The organism is Streptomyces sp. YIM S03343 (genome assembly GCF_054729195.1).
Window position 1 is genome coordinate 7,809,286 of sequence record NZ_JBPUKX010000001.1, and the last position, 14,942, is coordinate 7,824,227.

Annotated in this window: 16 protein-coding genes; 10 read left to right on the forward strand and 6 right to left on the reverse strand. The window is 72.1% G+C overall.

Going from position 1 to position 14,942, the window contains the following annotated elements; genetic code table 11:
* Positions 1-127: 127 nt before the first annotated feature.
* The 4 genes from ACSYGN_RS34505 to ACSYGN_RS34520 all read left to right on the forward strand — a co-directional run bounded on the left by ACSYGN_RS34505 (position 128) and on the right by ACSYGN_RS34520 (position 3,396).
* Complete coding sequence (locus ACSYGN_RS34505; RefSeq protein ID WP_460402686.1) at positions 128-1,384, forward strand: Gfo/Idh/MocA family protein; 1,257 nt, start codon at positions 128-130, stop codon at positions 1,382-1,384.
* Positions 1,381-2,307 carry a DUF6807 domain-containing protein gene (locus ACSYGN_RS34510; protein WP_460402688.1) on the forward strand — a complete coding sequence of 309 codons (927 nt, stop codon included), beginning with the start codon at positions 1,381-1,383 and terminating at the stop codon, positions 2,305-2,307. The genes ACSYGN_RS34505 and ACSYGN_RS34510 overlap by 4 nt, the downstream gene beginning before the upstream one ends.
* The gene (locus ACSYGN_RS34515) at positions 2,301-3,065 is read left to right on the forward strand and encodes a cupin domain-containing protein (RefSeq protein WP_460402690.1); all 765 of its coding nucleotides are present in this window, start codon (positions 2,301-2,303) and stop codon (positions 3,063-3,065) included. The genes ACSYGN_RS34510 and ACSYGN_RS34515 overlap by 7 nt, the downstream gene beginning before the upstream one ends.
* Positions 3,066-3,126: 61 nt before the next feature.
* A complete protein-coding gene (locus ACSYGN_RS34520; protein WP_460402692.1) occupies positions 3,127-3,396 on the forward strand; it encodes a YciI family protein in 270 nt (89 codons plus the stop codon).
* 76 nt (positions 3,397-3,472) lie between these two features.
* Here ACSYGN_RS34520 and ACSYGN_RS34525 read toward each other — a convergent pair whose 3' ends face one another.
* Together ACSYGN_RS34525 and ACSYGN_RS34530 are read right to left on the reverse strand one after the other, a co-directional pair.
* A complete protein-coding gene (locus ACSYGN_RS34525; protein WP_460402694.1) occupies positions 3,473-3,943 on the reverse strand; it encodes a winged helix-turn-helix transcriptional regulator in 471 nt (156 codons plus the stop codon).
* A gap of 109 nt (positions 3,944-4,052) precedes the next feature.
* Positions 4,053-4,844: a TVP38/TMEM64 family protein gene (locus ACSYGN_RS34530; RefSeq protein ID WP_460402696.1), complete on the reverse strand. Its 792-nt coding sequence runs from the start codon at positions 4,842-4,844 to the stop codon at positions 4,053-4,055.
* A 154-nt stretch (positions 4,845-4,998) separates the two neighbouring features.
* Between ACSYGN_RS34530 and ACSYGN_RS34535 the strand changes: the two genes are divergently transcribed.
* From ACSYGN_RS34535 to ACSYGN_RS34545, 3 genes are all read left to right on the forward strand, one after another.
* On the forward strand, positions 4,999-5,724 hold the full coding sequence (locus ACSYGN_RS34535) for a DNA alkylation repair protein (protein WP_460402698.1): 726 nt from the start codon (positions 4,999-5,001) through the stop codon (positions 5,722-5,724).
* A 309-nt stretch (positions 5,725-6,033) separates the two neighbouring features.
* The gene (gene tuf / locus ACSYGN_RS34540; protein ID WP_460402700.1) at positions 6,034-7,212 is read left to right on the forward strand and encodes an elongation factor Tu; all 1,179 of its coding nucleotides are present in this window, start codon (positions 6,034-6,036) and stop codon (positions 7,210-7,212) included.
* Positions 7,213-7,498: 286 nt separating this feature from the next.
* Positions 7,499-8,344 (forward strand): spermidine synthase, encoded by an 846-nt coding sequence (locus ACSYGN_RS34545; RefSeq protein WP_460402702.1) that lies wholly within the window; start codon positions 7,499-7,501, stop codon positions 8,342-8,344.
* Between the two features lie 21 nt (positions 8,345-8,365).
* Here ACSYGN_RS34545 and ACSYGN_RS34550 read toward each other — a convergent pair whose 3' ends face one another.
* Positions 8,366-9,418 carry a hypothetical protein gene (locus tag ACSYGN_RS34550; RefSeq protein WP_460402704.1) on the reverse strand — a complete coding sequence of 351 codons (1,053 nt, stop codon included), beginning with the start codon at positions 9,416-9,418 and terminating at the stop codon, positions 8,366-8,368.
* Positions 9,419-9,556: 138 nt separating this feature from the next.
* On the opposite strand from ACSYGN_RS34550, the gene ACSYGN_RS34555 reads away from it, so the two are divergent.
* On the forward strand, positions 9,557-9,994 hold the full coding sequence (locus ACSYGN_RS34555) for a DUF4442 domain-containing protein (RefSeq protein WP_460403919.1): 438 nt from the start codon (positions 9,557-9,559) through the stop codon (positions 9,992-9,994).
* 269 nt (positions 9,995-10,263) lie between these two features.
* Here the strand turns inward: ACSYGN_RS34555 and galU are convergent, their stop codons facing one another.
* Positions 10,264-11,223: a UTP--glucose-1-phosphate uridylyltransferase GalU gene (gene galU, locus ACSYGN_RS34560; protein ID WP_460402706.1), complete on the reverse strand. Its 960-nt coding sequence runs from the start codon at positions 11,221-11,223 to the stop codon at positions 10,264-10,266.
* Between the two features lie 320 nt (positions 11,224-11,543).
* Here galU and ACSYGN_RS34565 point away from each other — a divergent pair, with 320 nt between their 5' ends.
* A complete protein-coding gene (locus tag ACSYGN_RS34565; protein ID WP_460402708.1) occupies positions 11,544-12,212 on the forward strand; it encodes a DedA family protein in 669 nt (222 codons plus the stop codon).
* A 125-nt stretch (positions 12,213-12,337) separates the two neighbouring features.
* On the opposite strand, the gene ACSYGN_RS34570 is transcribed toward ACSYGN_RS34565, so the two are convergent.
* The gene (locus tag ACSYGN_RS34570; protein WP_460402710.1) at positions 12,338-12,877 is read right to left on the reverse strand and encodes a gamma carbonic anhydrase family protein; all 540 of its coding nucleotides are present in this window, start codon (positions 12,875-12,877) and stop codon (positions 12,338-12,340) included.
* Between the two features lie 128 nt (positions 12,878-13,005).
* Here ACSYGN_RS34570 and ACSYGN_RS34575 point away from each other — a divergent pair, with 128 nt between their 5' ends.
* Complete coding sequence (locus ACSYGN_RS34575; RefSeq protein ID WP_460402712.1) at positions 13,006-13,884, forward strand: acyltransferase; 879 nt, start codon at positions 13,006-13,008, stop codon at positions 13,882-13,884.
* Between the two features lie 114 nt (positions 13,885-13,998).
* Here ACSYGN_RS34575 and ACSYGN_RS34580 read toward each other — a convergent pair whose 3' ends face one another.
* A complete protein-coding gene (locus tag ACSYGN_RS34580; RefSeq protein ID WP_460402714.1) occupies positions 13,999-14,856 on the reverse strand; it encodes a DMT family transporter in 858 nt (285 codons plus the stop codon).
* Between the last annotated feature and the right edge of the window lie 86 nt (positions 14,857-14,942).

A 14,942-nucleotide genomic window follows, 5' to 3' on the forward strand; every position in this document is an offset into this window, starting at 1 on the left:
ATCTGGGCCACCTGGCTCTGGCCGGTCGGGAGCGGGGGTGATTGGGTGTTGACCGGCCGTCGTACCGGCTCGTACGTTGCGGCGCAGGAGAAAGCGCTTGCTAACCCGCTGGGGGGTTGATCACCTCATGTCGCCGTCCACCGTCCCGCCGGGCAACTCCCGGCCCCCGTCGGCTCCGTTCGCCGGCCGCCGCATCCGGGCGGCCGTCGTCGGCACCGGCGCCATCGCGCGCGGCTCCCATCTGCCCGCGTTCGCCCGGCTGGCCGAGGAGGGCGAGGCCGAGGTGGTCGCCGCCGTCGACGTGGACGCCGGCTCCGTCGAGGCGTTCTGCGCGGAGGGCGGCGTTCCGCACGGCTATACCGACCTCGACCGGATGCTCCGCGAACAGCGGCCCGACCTGGTCACCATCTGCACCCCGCCCACCCTGCACCGCGAACAGACCCTCGCCGCGCTGCACGCCGGGGCGTGGGTGTGGTGCGAGAAACCACCGGTGCCCTCGCTCGCCGACTACGCCGCCGTGGAGGCCGCCGAGGGCACCGACGGCGGCCCCTACGCCTCGATCGTCTTCCAGCACCGCTTCGGCTCGGGCGCCCGGCACATCCGGCGGCTGCTCGCCGAGCGGGCCATGGGACGGCCGCTGGTCGCGCACTGCCAGACCACCTGGTACCGGGACAGCGCGTATTACGCCGTGCCCTGGCGGGGCCGCTGGGACACCGAGGGCGGGGGGCCCGCCATGGGCCACGGCATCCACCAGATGGATCTGCTGCTGGATCTGCTCGGCCCGTGGCACGAGGTGCGCGCCATGGCCGGGCGGCTGGTCCACGACGTGGAGACCGAGGACGTCTCCACCGCCCTGGTGCGCTTCGAGAACGGCGCGCTCGCGACGGTGGTCAACAGCGTGCTCAGCCCCGCCGAGGTCAGTCGCATCCGCATCGACTGCGAGCAGGCCACCGTGGAACTCACGCACCTGTACGGCCATGCCAACGCCGACTGGCGCATCACCCCGGCGCCCGACGTGCCCGGCGAACACGCCGCGGAGTGGGTGCACTTCGGGCCGGACGTGCCCAGCTCTCATCTGGCGCAGCTGCGTGAGCTGGTCGCGAGCATGCGCGCGGGACGGCGGCCCCGTGCCAGCGGCGCCGACGGGCGCACCAGCCTGGAACTGATCAGCGCGCTCTACAAGTCGGCGTTCACGGACACCACGGTGCGGGCGGGCGAGATCGGTCCCGGGGACCCGTACCACACGGCGCTGCACGGTGGGGCGCCGGGCTGGGCGCCCGGCGGGGCGGAGCCGGATCCCGCCGGCCGGGCCGGCCGGGCCGGTACCGAGCGGACCGGCCAGGCCGGTACCGAGTGGGACGCCGCACGGGAGGTCTCCGCATGACCGGTCCGCGCATCGTCCACGCCCACGGCGACCGGGTCACGCTGATCGACCGGGCCTCCGGCATCGAACTGCTCAGCTACGTCTACGCCCCCGAGGCAGCGTGGGAGGCGCCGAAGCCGTACATCCACCCGATGCGCACCCTGTCCGGCGGCATCGTCACCGGCTACCGGCCCAACGACCACCGCTGGCACAAGGGCCTGTCGCTCACCGCCTCGCATCTGTCGGGGGCGAACCTGTGGGGCGGCAACACCTATGTGCACGGCAAGGGGTACCTCGCACTTCCCGAGCGGGTCGGCTGCATGGCACACGTCTCCTTCGACGAGGTCGGCTCCGACGGGGAACGGGCGCTGATCGCCGAGCGGTTGACCTGGCACCCGCACGACGGGGACCTGTGGGCCGACGAGCTGCGGCGCATCGAGGTGCACGACGTCGACCCGGACGCCGGTTCCTGGGCGCTGACCTGGACGAGCGCCGTCACCAACCTCCGTGACGTTCCCCTGCGGTTCGGCAGCCCGACCACCGCGGGGCGTGAACTGGCCGGCTACACCGGCCTGTTCTGGCGCGGCCCGCGCGCCTTCCGGGACGGCCGCGTCATCGGCCCCGACAGCGAGGGCCCCGGCATGATGGGCACCCAGGCCCCGTGGCTCGCCTACTGCGGCGAGCACGACGGCACCGACGGCCATGCGACGCTGATCTTCGCGCACGCCCCCGAGAACGACCATTCCGGCGCGGACGGCACCCATCCCGCGCACTGGTTCGTGCGCAGCGACCCGTTCGCGGGGGTGGCCCCGTCCTGGTCCTTCCACACCGAACTGGCCCTCGCCCCCGGCGCCACCCTCACCCGCCGCTACCGGGTGGCGGTGGCGGACGGGGCATGGGGGCGCGAGGAGATCACCAAGTATCTGGAGGAACACCCATGGTGATCAGACCCAGACCACCGTACGGGCTGCCGGGCGCGGTGGCCGTCTCCCATCTGCGGGTCTACGACTGGCCCGCCGCCGACGGCCTGCGCGGCGGAACGCCCCATGTGCATCTGGTGTGCTCGGAGGCGTACGTCGTCACGGGCGGCCGGGGCGCGGTACAGACCCTCACCGCGTCCGGGTACGGCGTGACGACTCTCGAACCCGGTACGGTCGCCTGGTTCACGCCGGGCACGATCCACCGGCTCGTCAACCAGGGTGGCCTGCGCATCACCGTGCTGATGCAGAACGGCGGACTCCCGGAGGCCGGGGACGCCGTACTCACCCTGCCGCCGGAGCATCTGACCGACCCGGCGACCTACGCCGCGGCCACCACGATCCCGCCCGACGCGCCCGAGGCGGAACAGGAACGCGCCGCCCGCGCCCGGCGCGATCTGGCGCTGGAGGGCTACCGCGCCCTGTGCGACGCGGACGGCCCGGAACCGCTGGCCGCCTTCCACCGGGCCGCCGCCGCACTGGTCCGGCCGAGGCTGGCCGACTGGCGCGAGCGCTGGCGGACCGGCGTGGTGGCCGCCGCCGAGGCGACCGGCGACCAACTCGCCCATCTGGCGTGGGACGACGTCTCCCATCTCGCCGACGCCGCCGTACACGCCGAACAGCCGCTGGAGCACGGCCGATTCGGGATGTGCGGGTGGCTCGACGTGTATCCGAGGGTGCGTCCGGGGGCGCGTACGGGTGGCGGGGGAGAGGCCGGCGGTTAGCCTGAGTCAGGGCTCACCCGCCCGCTCTGCCTGCTCCGCGCGCTCCGCTGGAGGCCGTCCGATGAAGTACGTCGTGTTCTACGAGTCGGCCGAGGGCGTGTCCGAGAAGGCGGCCGCCCACTTCGCGGCCCACCAGGCCTACTACCGGGGCTTCGCCGAGCGGGGCGAACTGCTTCTCATCGGCCCGTTCACCGACGCGCAGAAGGACGGCGCGATGTCGGTGTTCACCACCCGGGAGGCCGCCGAGGCGTTCGTGGCGGGCGACCCGTTCGTGGCGCACGGAGTGGTGAAGTCCTGGCGTGTGGTGGAGTGGCAGGAAGCACTCACCTGACCGGGACGCTCATCCGAACGGGCCGGACGGGGCCGGGCTGGCACCGCCCGCTCGTGCGTTCGGGCCGGCGCACGCGTCACGCGGCCGTGGGCCCCGCGACCGTCCAGCCCGGGGTCTGCGGGTGGGCGGTGAGGTCGTCGTGCCGCACCGCCGCACCGCAGGCGGTGCAGGTGACGACCGGGACCAGCTCGTTCCCGCAGGTGTGCACGACCACCATGGGACGGTCGCCGTCCTCGCGCAGATGCCGGTCGCCCCACTCCATCAAGGTCATCAGCACCGGCTCCAGTTCGAGCCCGGCCTGTGTCGGCCCGTACTCGAAGCGCTGCGGGCGCTCGCTGTAGGCCCGCTTGGCCAGGATCCCGGCGTCGACCAGCCGGCGCAGCCGGGTGGCGAGGATGTCGCGGGGGGCGCCGGTGTTGCGCACCAGCTGATCGAAACGGCCGTTGCCCAGGCACACCTCCCGCAGGATCAGCAGCGAGTACTTCTCACCGACGAGCGCCAGGGCATCGGCGATCGAACAGGGGCGTGCGTCTTTGCGGGCGGCCATGGGCTCAGTGTAAACAGGGTTTGATTTTCCAATGCATGGGTGGTTGCTGTGGTCACTGTGCGAATCTCCAGCTCACTCCCGTCGGCGCCGCCTGCCGCCACACCGCCCCCTACCGGACGGCCGCCCGCAGATGATGCCGCTTGCGCCAGGCCACCAGAACCCCCGCGAGGGCCGGCAGGGCGATGCAGGCCATGGCGATCAGGAACGCCGGAGACGTGGGCGCGGAGGCGCGGGCACCGGCGACGGCGTAGGCGGCGGTGTTGGGCACCGACCCGAGCGCGGTGGCCAGTACGAAGGGGACCCAGCCCATCCGGGAGACGGCGGCGCAGTAGTTGGCGGCCCAGAACGGCACCCCGGGAAACAGCCGGGCGGCCAGCATGGACCGGAAGCCGTGCCGGCTGAGCTGCCCGTCGGCCGCCTTCAGCCACCGCCCGCGCAGCAGCGGCCGCAGCGCGTCCTGCCCGAGTATCCGCCCCAGCCCGAAGGCCAGCCCGGCGCCGAGGACCGTGCCCGCCAGCGCCGTACCGAGCCCGAGCTGGGAGCCGAACAGGGCACCGGCGGCGAGGTTCAGCAGCGGACGCGGCACGAACGCCACGGTGCACAGCCCGTACGCCCCCGCGAACACCAGCGCCGCGGCGAACCCGCCGAGCTGCGGTGGCCACCCCTCGGCCAGCATTCTCTGCGGCTGGAACAGCACTACGAGCGAGGCGGCCGCGCCGAGCAGCACGACGAGCAGTGACAACCGGGCCCACGGCGAGAGCAGCGCTCTCGCCCACCGGGCCGCGAGACCTGCCGGAACGACGGACGGTACGGGCACAGGCGAAGCGACGAAGAGTTCCGTGGCGACGGCATGGGGAGAGGCCGTGCCGGTGCCCCCAGAGCGGGTGGGTGCATCGAGCATTCCGCGACAGTAGCCCACGGATGTGTGTGATCGCCGTACGGTACGTCTCATCGGCGTCACAGACACGGGCCTGCGGCCCCGGCGGTCCCGGCGGCCGGCGGAGCGGCTGCGCGGGTGTGCGGGAGCCCGCGGAGATCGCCGTAAGGTTCGTGCCATGACGGTTGCAGGGCCGGGGAGCGGGACCGATGTGCCGGTCAGCGGGCTCGCCGACGAGGTGATGGAACGGCTGGTGGCGGTGTTCGAGGCGGCCGCCGATCCCGGCAGGGCCGTGGCCATGCGGTCGTACATGAAGGACGTGGCGCCCTTTCTCGGGCTCACCACTCCGGTGCGGCGGATGCTGTCCCGTACCGTGCTGGCCGGAATGCCGCGGCCCGGTGAGACGGATTGCACAGCACTCGCCCTGCGCTGCTGGGCGCTGCCCGAGCGCGAGTACCAGTACTTCGCCGTCGATCTGCTGCGCCGCCACGCCGCGCGCTGCTCCTCCGCGTTCCTGCCGGTCGTACGGCGTCTCGTCACCACCGTGCCCTGGTGGGACACGGTCGATCCGCTTGCCGCGCATGTGGTCGGGCCGCTGGTCGCCGCCGATCCGCGGCTGGTCGCGGACATGGACCGGTGGATCGTCGACGACGATCTGTGGCTGGCCCGTGCGGCGCTGCTGCATCAGCTCCGGTACAAGGAACAGACCGACTCCGAGCGCCTGTTCACTTACTGCGTACGGCAGTCGGGGCACACCGACTTCTTCATCCGCAAGGCGATCGGGTGGTGCCTGCGGGAGTACGCCAAGACCGACCCGGACTCGGTACGCGCCTTTCTCAACCGGGAGCGCGGGCGGTTCGCCCCGCTGACGGTGCGGGAGGCGCTGAAGAACATCGGGAGTTGACGGGACGTCGGCCCAAGGCCCCGCGGGCGGAAAACCATTCGACGGTTCTCCGGCCGTCCGTCATGATCGGGGCATGTTCCGGCTCGCCTTCCTCCTCGCAGCATCCGCGCTCACCGCGGATGCCCCGAAGGCTGCCGCTCTCTTGAACCTCGCCGCAGTCGACGGCGTCCGAAGCTGACCCTCCCCGGATCGTCCGGCGGACCCCGCAAGGGGAGGGTCGGCAAGTCCTTGGGGTCCCCGTCCCGGCCGCGACTGTGACGCCGCCGGGGCCGTCACCGAGCACCATCGAAGAGGCTTCGAGGTACAGCCATGCCCAAGACCGCCTACGTGCGCACCAAGCCGCATCTGAACATCGGCACCATGGGCCACGTCGACCACGGCAAGACCACGCTCACCGCCGCCATCACGAAGGTCCTCGCCGAGCGCGGCAGCGGCGCGAGCACCCGCTACGTCCCGTTCGACCGCATCGACCGCGCCCCGGAGGAGGCGGCGCGCGGCATCACCATCAACATCGCGCACGTCGAGTACGAGACAGACACCCGGCACTACGCGCACGTGGACATGCCGGGCCACGCCGACTACATCAAGAACATGGTCACCGGCGCCGCGCAGCTCGACGGGGCGATCCTCGTCGTCTCCGCGCTCGACGGGATCATGCCGCAGACCGCCGAGCACGTCCTGCTCGCCCGGCAGGTGGGCGTGGACCACATCGTCGTCGCCCTCAACAAGGCCGACGCCGGTGACGAGGAGCTGACCGACCTCGTCGAGCTGGAGGTCCGCGAACTGCTCACCGCGAACGGCTACGGCGGCGACGCCGCGCCCGTCGTACGGGTGTCCGGGCTCAAGGCCCTCGAAGGGGACCCGCGTTGGACGGCGTCCGTCGAGGCGCTCCTCGACGCCGTTGACACCTATGTGCCCCTGCCCGAGCGGTACGTGGACGCGCCGTTCCTGCTGCCGGTGGAGAACGTGCTCACCATCACCGGCCGCGGCACGGTCGTCACGGGCGCCGTCGAGCGGGGCACCGTGCGGGTCGGGGACCGGGTGGAGGTGCTCGGCGCCGACATCGACACCGTCGTCACCGGTCTCGAGACCTTCGGCAAGCCGATGGACGAGGCCCAGGCGGGGGACAACGTCGCGCTGCTGCTGCGCGGTGTCCCGCGCGACGCGGTGCGCCGCGGGCATGTCGTGGCCGCGCCGGGGAGCGTGGTGCCCAGCAGTCGGTTCACGGCCAGGGTGTATGTGCTGTCCGGGCGCGAGGGCGGGCGTACGACGCCGCTGTCGAGCGGGTACCGGCCGCAGTTCTACATCCGTACGGCGGATGTCGTCGGGGATGTCGACCTCGGTGAGGTGGCCGTGGCCCGGCCGGGGGAGACGGTGAGTATGAGCGTGGAGCTCGGGCGGGCGGTGCCGTTGGAGCCGGGGCTCGGGTTTGCCATTCGGGAGGGGGGACGGACGGTGGGTGCGGGAACGGTCACCACCGTGTGCTGACGGCTGACGGCTGACGGCTGGGCTGGGTTCGCCGGGGGAACTGCGTGGCTGGTGTTGTGCGGCGGCTTGCTGCCGTCCGGGGCTGGTCGCGCAGTTCCCCGCGCCCCTGGGGGTGTCCGGTCCGGTGCTGGGAGGCGCGGGCCTCTGGTGGTCGCGCCCTCGGCGCGGAGCCGCATGTCGATACGGCCCCGCGCTCCCTGGGGAGTTGGCCTGCTCGGCGTTCGCAAGGCGCCGTTGCTGTCTGTTCGCCGCACCCTGCGTCCGCTCGCACCGGCACAATGGTGGTGTGAGTGATGCCTTGCCTGTTGTCCGGGACACCGAGTTCGGGGTTGTGAAGTTGATGCCCGACATCGATCGGGAGCGGGCCTGGTTGCTCACTGTCGACGGGGCGCCGCAGTCGTATGTCGATCTGGACGCGCCCGAGCATCTGGAGTTCGAGTACGCGCGGCGGCTCGGGCATGTGCTGGACGGACTGGCGGAGCCGGGGCGGGCGCTGGACGTGCTGCATCTCGGCGGGGGTGCGCTCACTCTGCCGCGCTATGTCGCGGTGACCCGGCCCGGTTCCCGGCAGGACGTCGTCGACGCCGACCGGGGGCTGCTGGAACTGGTGGCCGAGCATCTGCCGCTGCCCGACGGCGCCGGGATCGCCCTGCACCCTGCCGATGCCCGCGCCTGGCTGGAGGCCGCTCCGGACGACTGCGCCGACGTGGTCGTCGCCGACGTCTTCGGCGGCTCCCGGGTTCCCGCCCACCTCACGACGCTCTCCTACGCCCGCGAGGCCGAACGCGTCCTGCGGGCCGACGGCGTCTATCTCGCCAATCTGGCGGACGGCGCGCCGTTCGCCTTTCTGCGTTCCCAACTCGCCACGTTCGGCGCCGTGTTCGGGGAGTTGGCGCTGATAGCCGAGCCGGGGGTGCTGCGCGGGCGGCGGTTCGGCAACGCGGTGCTCGTCGCCGCCCACCGTCCGCTGGACCTCGGTGTCCTGGCCCGGCGCACCGCCGCCGACGCCTTCCCCGCGCGGGTCGAACACGGCGACCGGCTGCAGGAGTTCATCGCCGGGGCGCGACCGGTCACGGACGAGGACGCCGTACCGTCGCCGGAGCCCCCGGAGGGAGCCTTCGGCATCGGCTGACCCACCGGGGGCGGACGTCTGTCACCCGCCCGTGGGCTCGCCGTTGAGGCGCACCGTGCTGAGAATCTTCATGATGGTCGCCCTCGGGACCTCCTTGGAGACACCCTTGGCGCCGTAGAAGTTCCACGACACGAAGTCGTCGGCCGAGTTCTTGAAGCCGAACGTGACGGCCTTGCCGTCGCTCGCGCACTTGCCCTTGGCGGGCGTGCCCTTGGACTCGGCCCACGCGATGCTGCCCTTGATGCCCGACGCGGTGGTGTAGGGCTGGGCCTTCTTGTCGACCGTGATGCTCTTCTTGTCCGGCTGGGTGTAACCGCCGTAGACCCACCAGGCCACCGTGTTCACCGCGACCTCGTCGGTGTTCTTGGCGCCGTTGGCACCCTTGGAACCGGCCGCGGCCAGTGCCGTGTTCTCCGAGCGGCCGTCCTTGTCGTCGTCGGAGGTGCACCACTTGGACTGGTACTGCGCCGCGCCCGACATGATGACCAGGGGCTTCAGGTCGTCCGACTTCTCGTCCTCGAAACCGATGGATGTGCCGGGGGACAGCACCTCCCACTCGGCAGGCACGTCGAAGGCGATGCCCCACTTCGGGTTGACGGCGACCTTCCAGCCCGCGACCGTCGGCTTCAGGGTCTCGGTCCCGCGCGGATTGTCGTCCGAACCGGACGGTCCGGAAGCGGACACAGTGGGGTTCGCGGACGACGACGCCGTGGACGACCCGCTCGCGTTGCCGGAACTGCTGCCGTCGGCCTTGTCGTCGCCCTTGCCGCCCAGCACCAGGAAGCCGGTCACGCCCGCCGCCACGACCACGGCCAAGGCCGCCCCGATCGCGATCCACTTGGTACGGCCACCGCCCCCACCGCTCTGCGGCGGACCGCCCGCCGCAGGCGTTCCGACCGGCGTCGGAGCACCCCACTGCGGCTGCTGAGGCTGCTGCGCATAGGGGTTGGGCTGCTGGTAGCCGGGCTGCTGATAGGGATTCGGCTGCTGGTAACCCGGCTGCTGATACGGGTTCTGCTGCGGATTGTTCTGCGGGTTCTGCTCGCCCCCGGGCGGCTGCTGTCCTGGCCACATGGCCAGTAACCCTAGTGCCCGCTGTGACACGGTTGGGTCACCGTCCCTTGTCAGGGACGTACCGAGTCCGATGGCGGGGCAGCTCTGGTCAGATGTGGCTACTCGCTAGTAACATCACCGTCCATGAGCGCAGATCAGATGTCGATCGGCGAGCTTCTCGCCGCCACGGTGCCGATGGTCCGCACCCTGAACCTCGCGTACCTGGAGACCACTCCGGAGAAGGCCGTACTGGCCCTGCCGGACCAGAGCGAGTACCGCAACCACGTCGGCGGACCGCACGCCGGGGCCATGTTCACGCTGGGCGAGTCGGCGAGCGGCGCCATCGTGCTCGCGGCCTTCGGAGACCAGCTCTCCCGCGCCGTCCCGCTGCCCGTCACCGCCGAGATCGCGTTCAAGAAGATCGCCCTCGGCCCGGTCACGGCGACGGCGACCCTGGGCCGCCCGGCCCCCGAGGTCGTCGCCGAACTCGACGCGGGCCGGCGGCCCGAGTTCCCGGTCACGGTCGCCATCCAGCGCGAGGACGGCGCGGTCACGGGCGAGATGACGGTGGTCTGGACCCTGCGCCCCAACAGCTGACAGCAGTCGGCCCCGGTGCGGCGGACCCGGCGCCCGCGCCCTCCTAGGGCCTGTCGTTTGGATCATGCCGCAGACGCGGGGTCTGGCACGCACGTCTGCGGCGTTGTCGTCGGTCGCCGACTCCCCCGAGTTCTCGGCTGCGCTCGAACAGGGGGGACCCCCGTCGCGTCGACTCCCTCCTCCGCCTTGCAGCCGTACGCACCAGACCCCGCTGCCCGGGACTGGACAGCCACCGTCGGCATCCTGCGACTTGATCCAAACGACAGACCCTAGGCCACCAGCCACCGTCCGCCCGTACCGGCGTCGTCCAGACCCGCCACGAACTGCTTCAGCCACGTCACGAACTCCGGGCCCAGGTCCGGGCGTTCGCAGGCGAGGCGGACCACCGTGCGGAGGTATTCGGCCTTGTCGCCGGTGTCGTAGCGGCGGCCCCGGAAGACCACCCCGTGGACGGTGCCGGACGCGGCCAGTTGCTGGAGGGCGTCGGTCAGCTGGATCTCGCCGCCGCGGCCGGGTGGGGTGCGCTCCAGGACGTCGAAGACGGCCGGGTCGAGGACATAGCGGCCGATCACGGCGTAACGGCTGGGGGCCGTCTCCCGCGAGGGCTTCTCCACCAGGCCCGTCACCCGGAGCAGACCGTCCTCGTCCGTCGGTTCCACCGCCGCGCAGCCGTAGAGGTGGATCTGGTCCGGGTCCACCTCCATCAACGCGATCACGCTGCCCGCGTACCGGTCCCGCACGTCCAGCATCTCGGTGAGCAGGCTCTCGCGCGGGTCGATCAGATCGTCGCCCAGCAGCACCGCGAAGGGCTGGTCGCCGACGTGGTGGCGGGCGCACAGCACCGCGTGTCCCAGGCCCAGCGGATCGCCCTGCCTTATGTGGTGGATGTCGGCCAGCCGGGCCGGGTCGCGCACCGCGTCCAGCCGTACCGTGTCGCCCTTGGCCGCCAGCACCTGCTCCAGTTCCAGCGCGTGGTCGAAGTGATCCTCGATCGCCCGCTTGTGGCGCCCGGTGACCATCAGCACATCGTCGAGTCCGGCGGCGGCCGCCTCCTCCACGACGTACTGGATCGCCGGTTTGTCGACCACCGGCAGCATCTCCTTCGGGGTCGCCTTCGTCGCGGGCAGGAACCGGGTGCCCAGGCCCGCGGCGGGGATGACCGCCTTGCGGACCGACCGGTGCGCGGTGGGGCCTGTGGGGGAAGAGTGGGGGGCGTTCATGCGGGACATGATCGTGCTCCCGGCTTGGAGCGGGCCGAGGAGAACGTGTCAGGTTCCTGTGGGTCGGGGGCGGGGTCGGGGGGCGAGACCGAGGCCGAGGTTGAGGTCGGGGTCGAGGTCGAAGCTGAGGTCGAGGTCGCGGTCAGCGTCGGATCGGGATCGGGCCGTGTCGGGAAGGGCCCGCGGGCCGTTCGCCGGGCTCGGGGAGCCGGGAAGCCGGTGAGCGAACAGGTACCCTTCCTGTGTGCGCCCTGCCGCCTCGTCGCACCGTCCGGTGCCCTGTGCGGCGCACACCCGGAAAGCTGGGTCGCGAACGGGAGGAACCGGCGTTGCACGTCCAGGAGTGGCTCGACACTGTGCCCCCGGCCGCCGTCTACGCCGTCGTGGCCCTGGTCATCGGCATGGAGAGCCTCGGCATTCCGCTGCCCGGTGAGATCATCCTCGTCTCGGCGGCCCTGATGTCCTCGCAGCACGCGGGCATCAACCCCATCGTGCTCGGCGCTTGCGCCACCCTCGGCGCCGTGGTCGGCGACTCCATCGGCTACGCGATCGGCCGCAAGGGCGGCAGACCTCTGCTCGCCTGGCTCGGCGCTAAATTCCCGCGCCACTTCGGAGAGGCGCATGTCGCCACCGCCGAGCGGTCCTTCGAGAAGTGGGGCATGTGGGCCGTCTTCTTCGGCCGCTTCATCGCCCTGCTGCGCATCTTCGCCGGTCCGCTCGCGGGCGTGCTGCGCATGCCGTACTGGAAGTTCCTGATCGCCAACGTCCTCGGCGGTGTCATCTGGGCGGGCGGCACCACGGCCGTCATCTACTACGTCGGTGTCGTCGCCGAGTCCTGGCTCAAGCGCTTCTCGTGGCTGGGCCTGGTGGCGGCGGTGCTGTTCGGGCTCGGGTCCTTCTTGGTCGTACGGCGCAAGGCGAAGAAGACGCAGAAGGAGCAGGCGGCGCAGCCGGGCGTCCTGGACGCCGAGCCCGAGCCGGTGACCGCCGCGGAGTGATTCCGCAGGCGATGGCCGTGAAGTGATTCCGCAGGCGATGGCCGTGAAATGACTCCGCAGGCGACGGCCGCGGAGTGATTCCGGAGGCCGTGGCGCGGGCCCACCGGTCCGGCGGCCCGCGGCTGCTACCGCCGCTGTTCGTGCACCTCCCGGTGCGCCTTGCCCAGGTGCGCGTACATCGTGCCGTTCAGCGTGATGCCCTCGCGCTCCTCCGGCGTCAGTTGCCGCTTCACCTTCGCGGGGACCCCCGCGACCAGCGACCCCGGCGGCACCGTCATCCCCTGCGGGACCAGCGCCTGGGCGGCGACCAGGGAACCCGCTCCGATCACCGCCCCGTTGAGCACCGTCGCGCCCATGCCGACCAGGCAGTCGTCCTCGACGGTCGCGCCGTGCACCACCGCGTTGTGGCCCACCGAGACCCGCTCGCCGATCGTCACCGGGAAACCGGGGTCGGCGTGCAGAGTGCAGTTGTCCTGGATGTTGCTGTCCGCCCCGACGGCTATCCGCTCGACGTCGCCGCGCAGCACCGCGCCGTACCAGACGCTCGCCCCTGCCCCGAGGGTCACCTCGCCGATCACCGAGGCGGTCGGCGCCACGAAGGCCGTGCCGTCGATGCGCGGCTCTCGGCCGCCGACCCCCGTGATCAGCGCGCGGTGCGTCGTCATCTACGTCTCCCTACCGTCGGCCGTCGGTGGCCGGCTCCGGCCACTCCCGCACCGTACCCGTCCGGTGGGGCGAAGATCACAGGTGTCCGGCCTCCTGGCTCCCGCCGCCCGCTGAGTACGGTGTGCGGGTGCCCAGAAGCAGGAACACGTTCTCGTCGTGGCGGCGCCGCCTCGCGCAGCGCGTCGTCCACGCGGGCTGGGCCTGGGCGCAGCGCACCGGCTCCGTCACCGCCGAGCACCCCGGGCGGTTCCGCTTCGGCGCGCTCGGCCCCGCCACCCGGCTGGCCTTTCCGCTGGGCACGGTCTTCGGCGAGCCGTGGATCCATGTCGGCTCGCACTGCATCATCGGCGAGCAGGTCACCCTCACCGCGGGCCTGATGCCCGACCTCGACCTGGGCCCCGACCCCATCCTGCGCATCGGCGACGGCGTGGTCCTCGGCCGCGGCAGCCATGTCATCGCGGACACGACCGTCACCATCGGCAACGACTGCTACTTCGGGCCGTACGTCTACGTCACCTCCACCAACCACTCCTACGACGACCCCGACCAGCCCATCGGCAAGCAGTGGCCGCGGATGGAGCCGGTGGTCATCGGCCCGGGCTGCTGGATCGGCACCGGAGCGGTGATCCTGCCGGGGGCGCGGATCGGCCGGAACGTGGTGGTGGCCGCCGGCGCCGTGGTCCGGGGCACGGTCCCCGACCATGCGGTGGTGGCCGGGGCGCCCGCCCGCATCGTACGCCGCTGGACGCCCGTCGAGGGCTGGCAGCCCCCGCTGCGCACCCCCGCGCCGGTGCCCATCCCCGAGGGCACCACTCCCGGTCAGCTGAGGGCTCTCGCTGGCCTGGACGAGGCGGCGGTTGCCCGTCTGGACGGCCTGGACGAGGCGGCGGTCGCCCGTTTGGACGAACTGGACGAGGCCGCGGTCGCGCGTCTGGACGAACTGAACGGACTGGACGGACTGGACGGACTGGACGGACTGGACGCCCAGAGTCTCACCGACGGCTGACCCCGCCCGTCGCACGCCGCTGACCCCGCCCGTCGCACGCCGCTGACCCCGCCCGTCGCACGCCGCTGACCCCCGCCCGTCGAACAGGGCTTCCGCCGCCCGTCACCCGGGGCCTCACCCCGTCGCGAGCAGCACCGTCCCCACCAGCGCCAGCCCCGCGCCCGCCGCCTGGATCATGCGCAGCCGTTCGCTGAGGAAGCCCCGGGCCGCCAGCGCCGTCACCACCGGGTACAGCGAGGCCAGCACCGCCGCCACGGTGACCGGGCCGTGCTGCGCCGCGAGGGCGTAGGTGCCGTTCGCCGCTACATCGGCCAGTCCCACGAACGCCAGCGCCGGGAGTGAGCCCCACGGGAAGCCGTCCGCCGGAAGTGCCGCCCCGCCGCGCGCGGCGGAGACGCCGAGGGCGGCGCCGCCCGCCAGCACGTTCACCACGCGCTGTACGAACAACGCCAGGAACAGGCCCGTGACGTTCGTCGACGCCGACGCGATCAGCAGGAACACCGAGCCGAAACACAGCGCCGCGACCAGCGTCAGGGCGATGGCCCGGCGCTGCACCGGGGCGCCCCTCAGTTGCGGGCCGCCCGCCAGCACCACCCCGGTGACGGCGACCGTGATACCCGCGACCTGCCAGGGCCCCGGCCGCTCGCCCATCAGCAGGCCCACACCGATCGGAACGGCGACGCTGAGGGTGGCCAGCGGCGAGACCACGCCCATCGGGCCGAGTGCCAGTGCCTCGTAGAAGCAGATCATCGCCAGCGGCCCGATCAGCCCGGCCGCCACCGCGAACCACAGCCGCGGGCCCGCCTCGCTCCAGCCGCCGGTTGCTACCACGATCGCGCCCAGGACGGCCATGGCGATCGTCTGGGAGACGACGACCACCGTCAGCGCCGGGACACGACGGGTCAGCAGCCCGCCGCCGAAGTCGGCCAGGCCCCAGAGGAGACTGGTGGCCAGGGCGAAGAACACGGTCACGGCTCGCCTCGCAGTACAGTTTGGTGAACGATCGGGTCCACCCCACCGTAGTGCGATGAAGTGGACTCTGTCATCCAGAATATTGC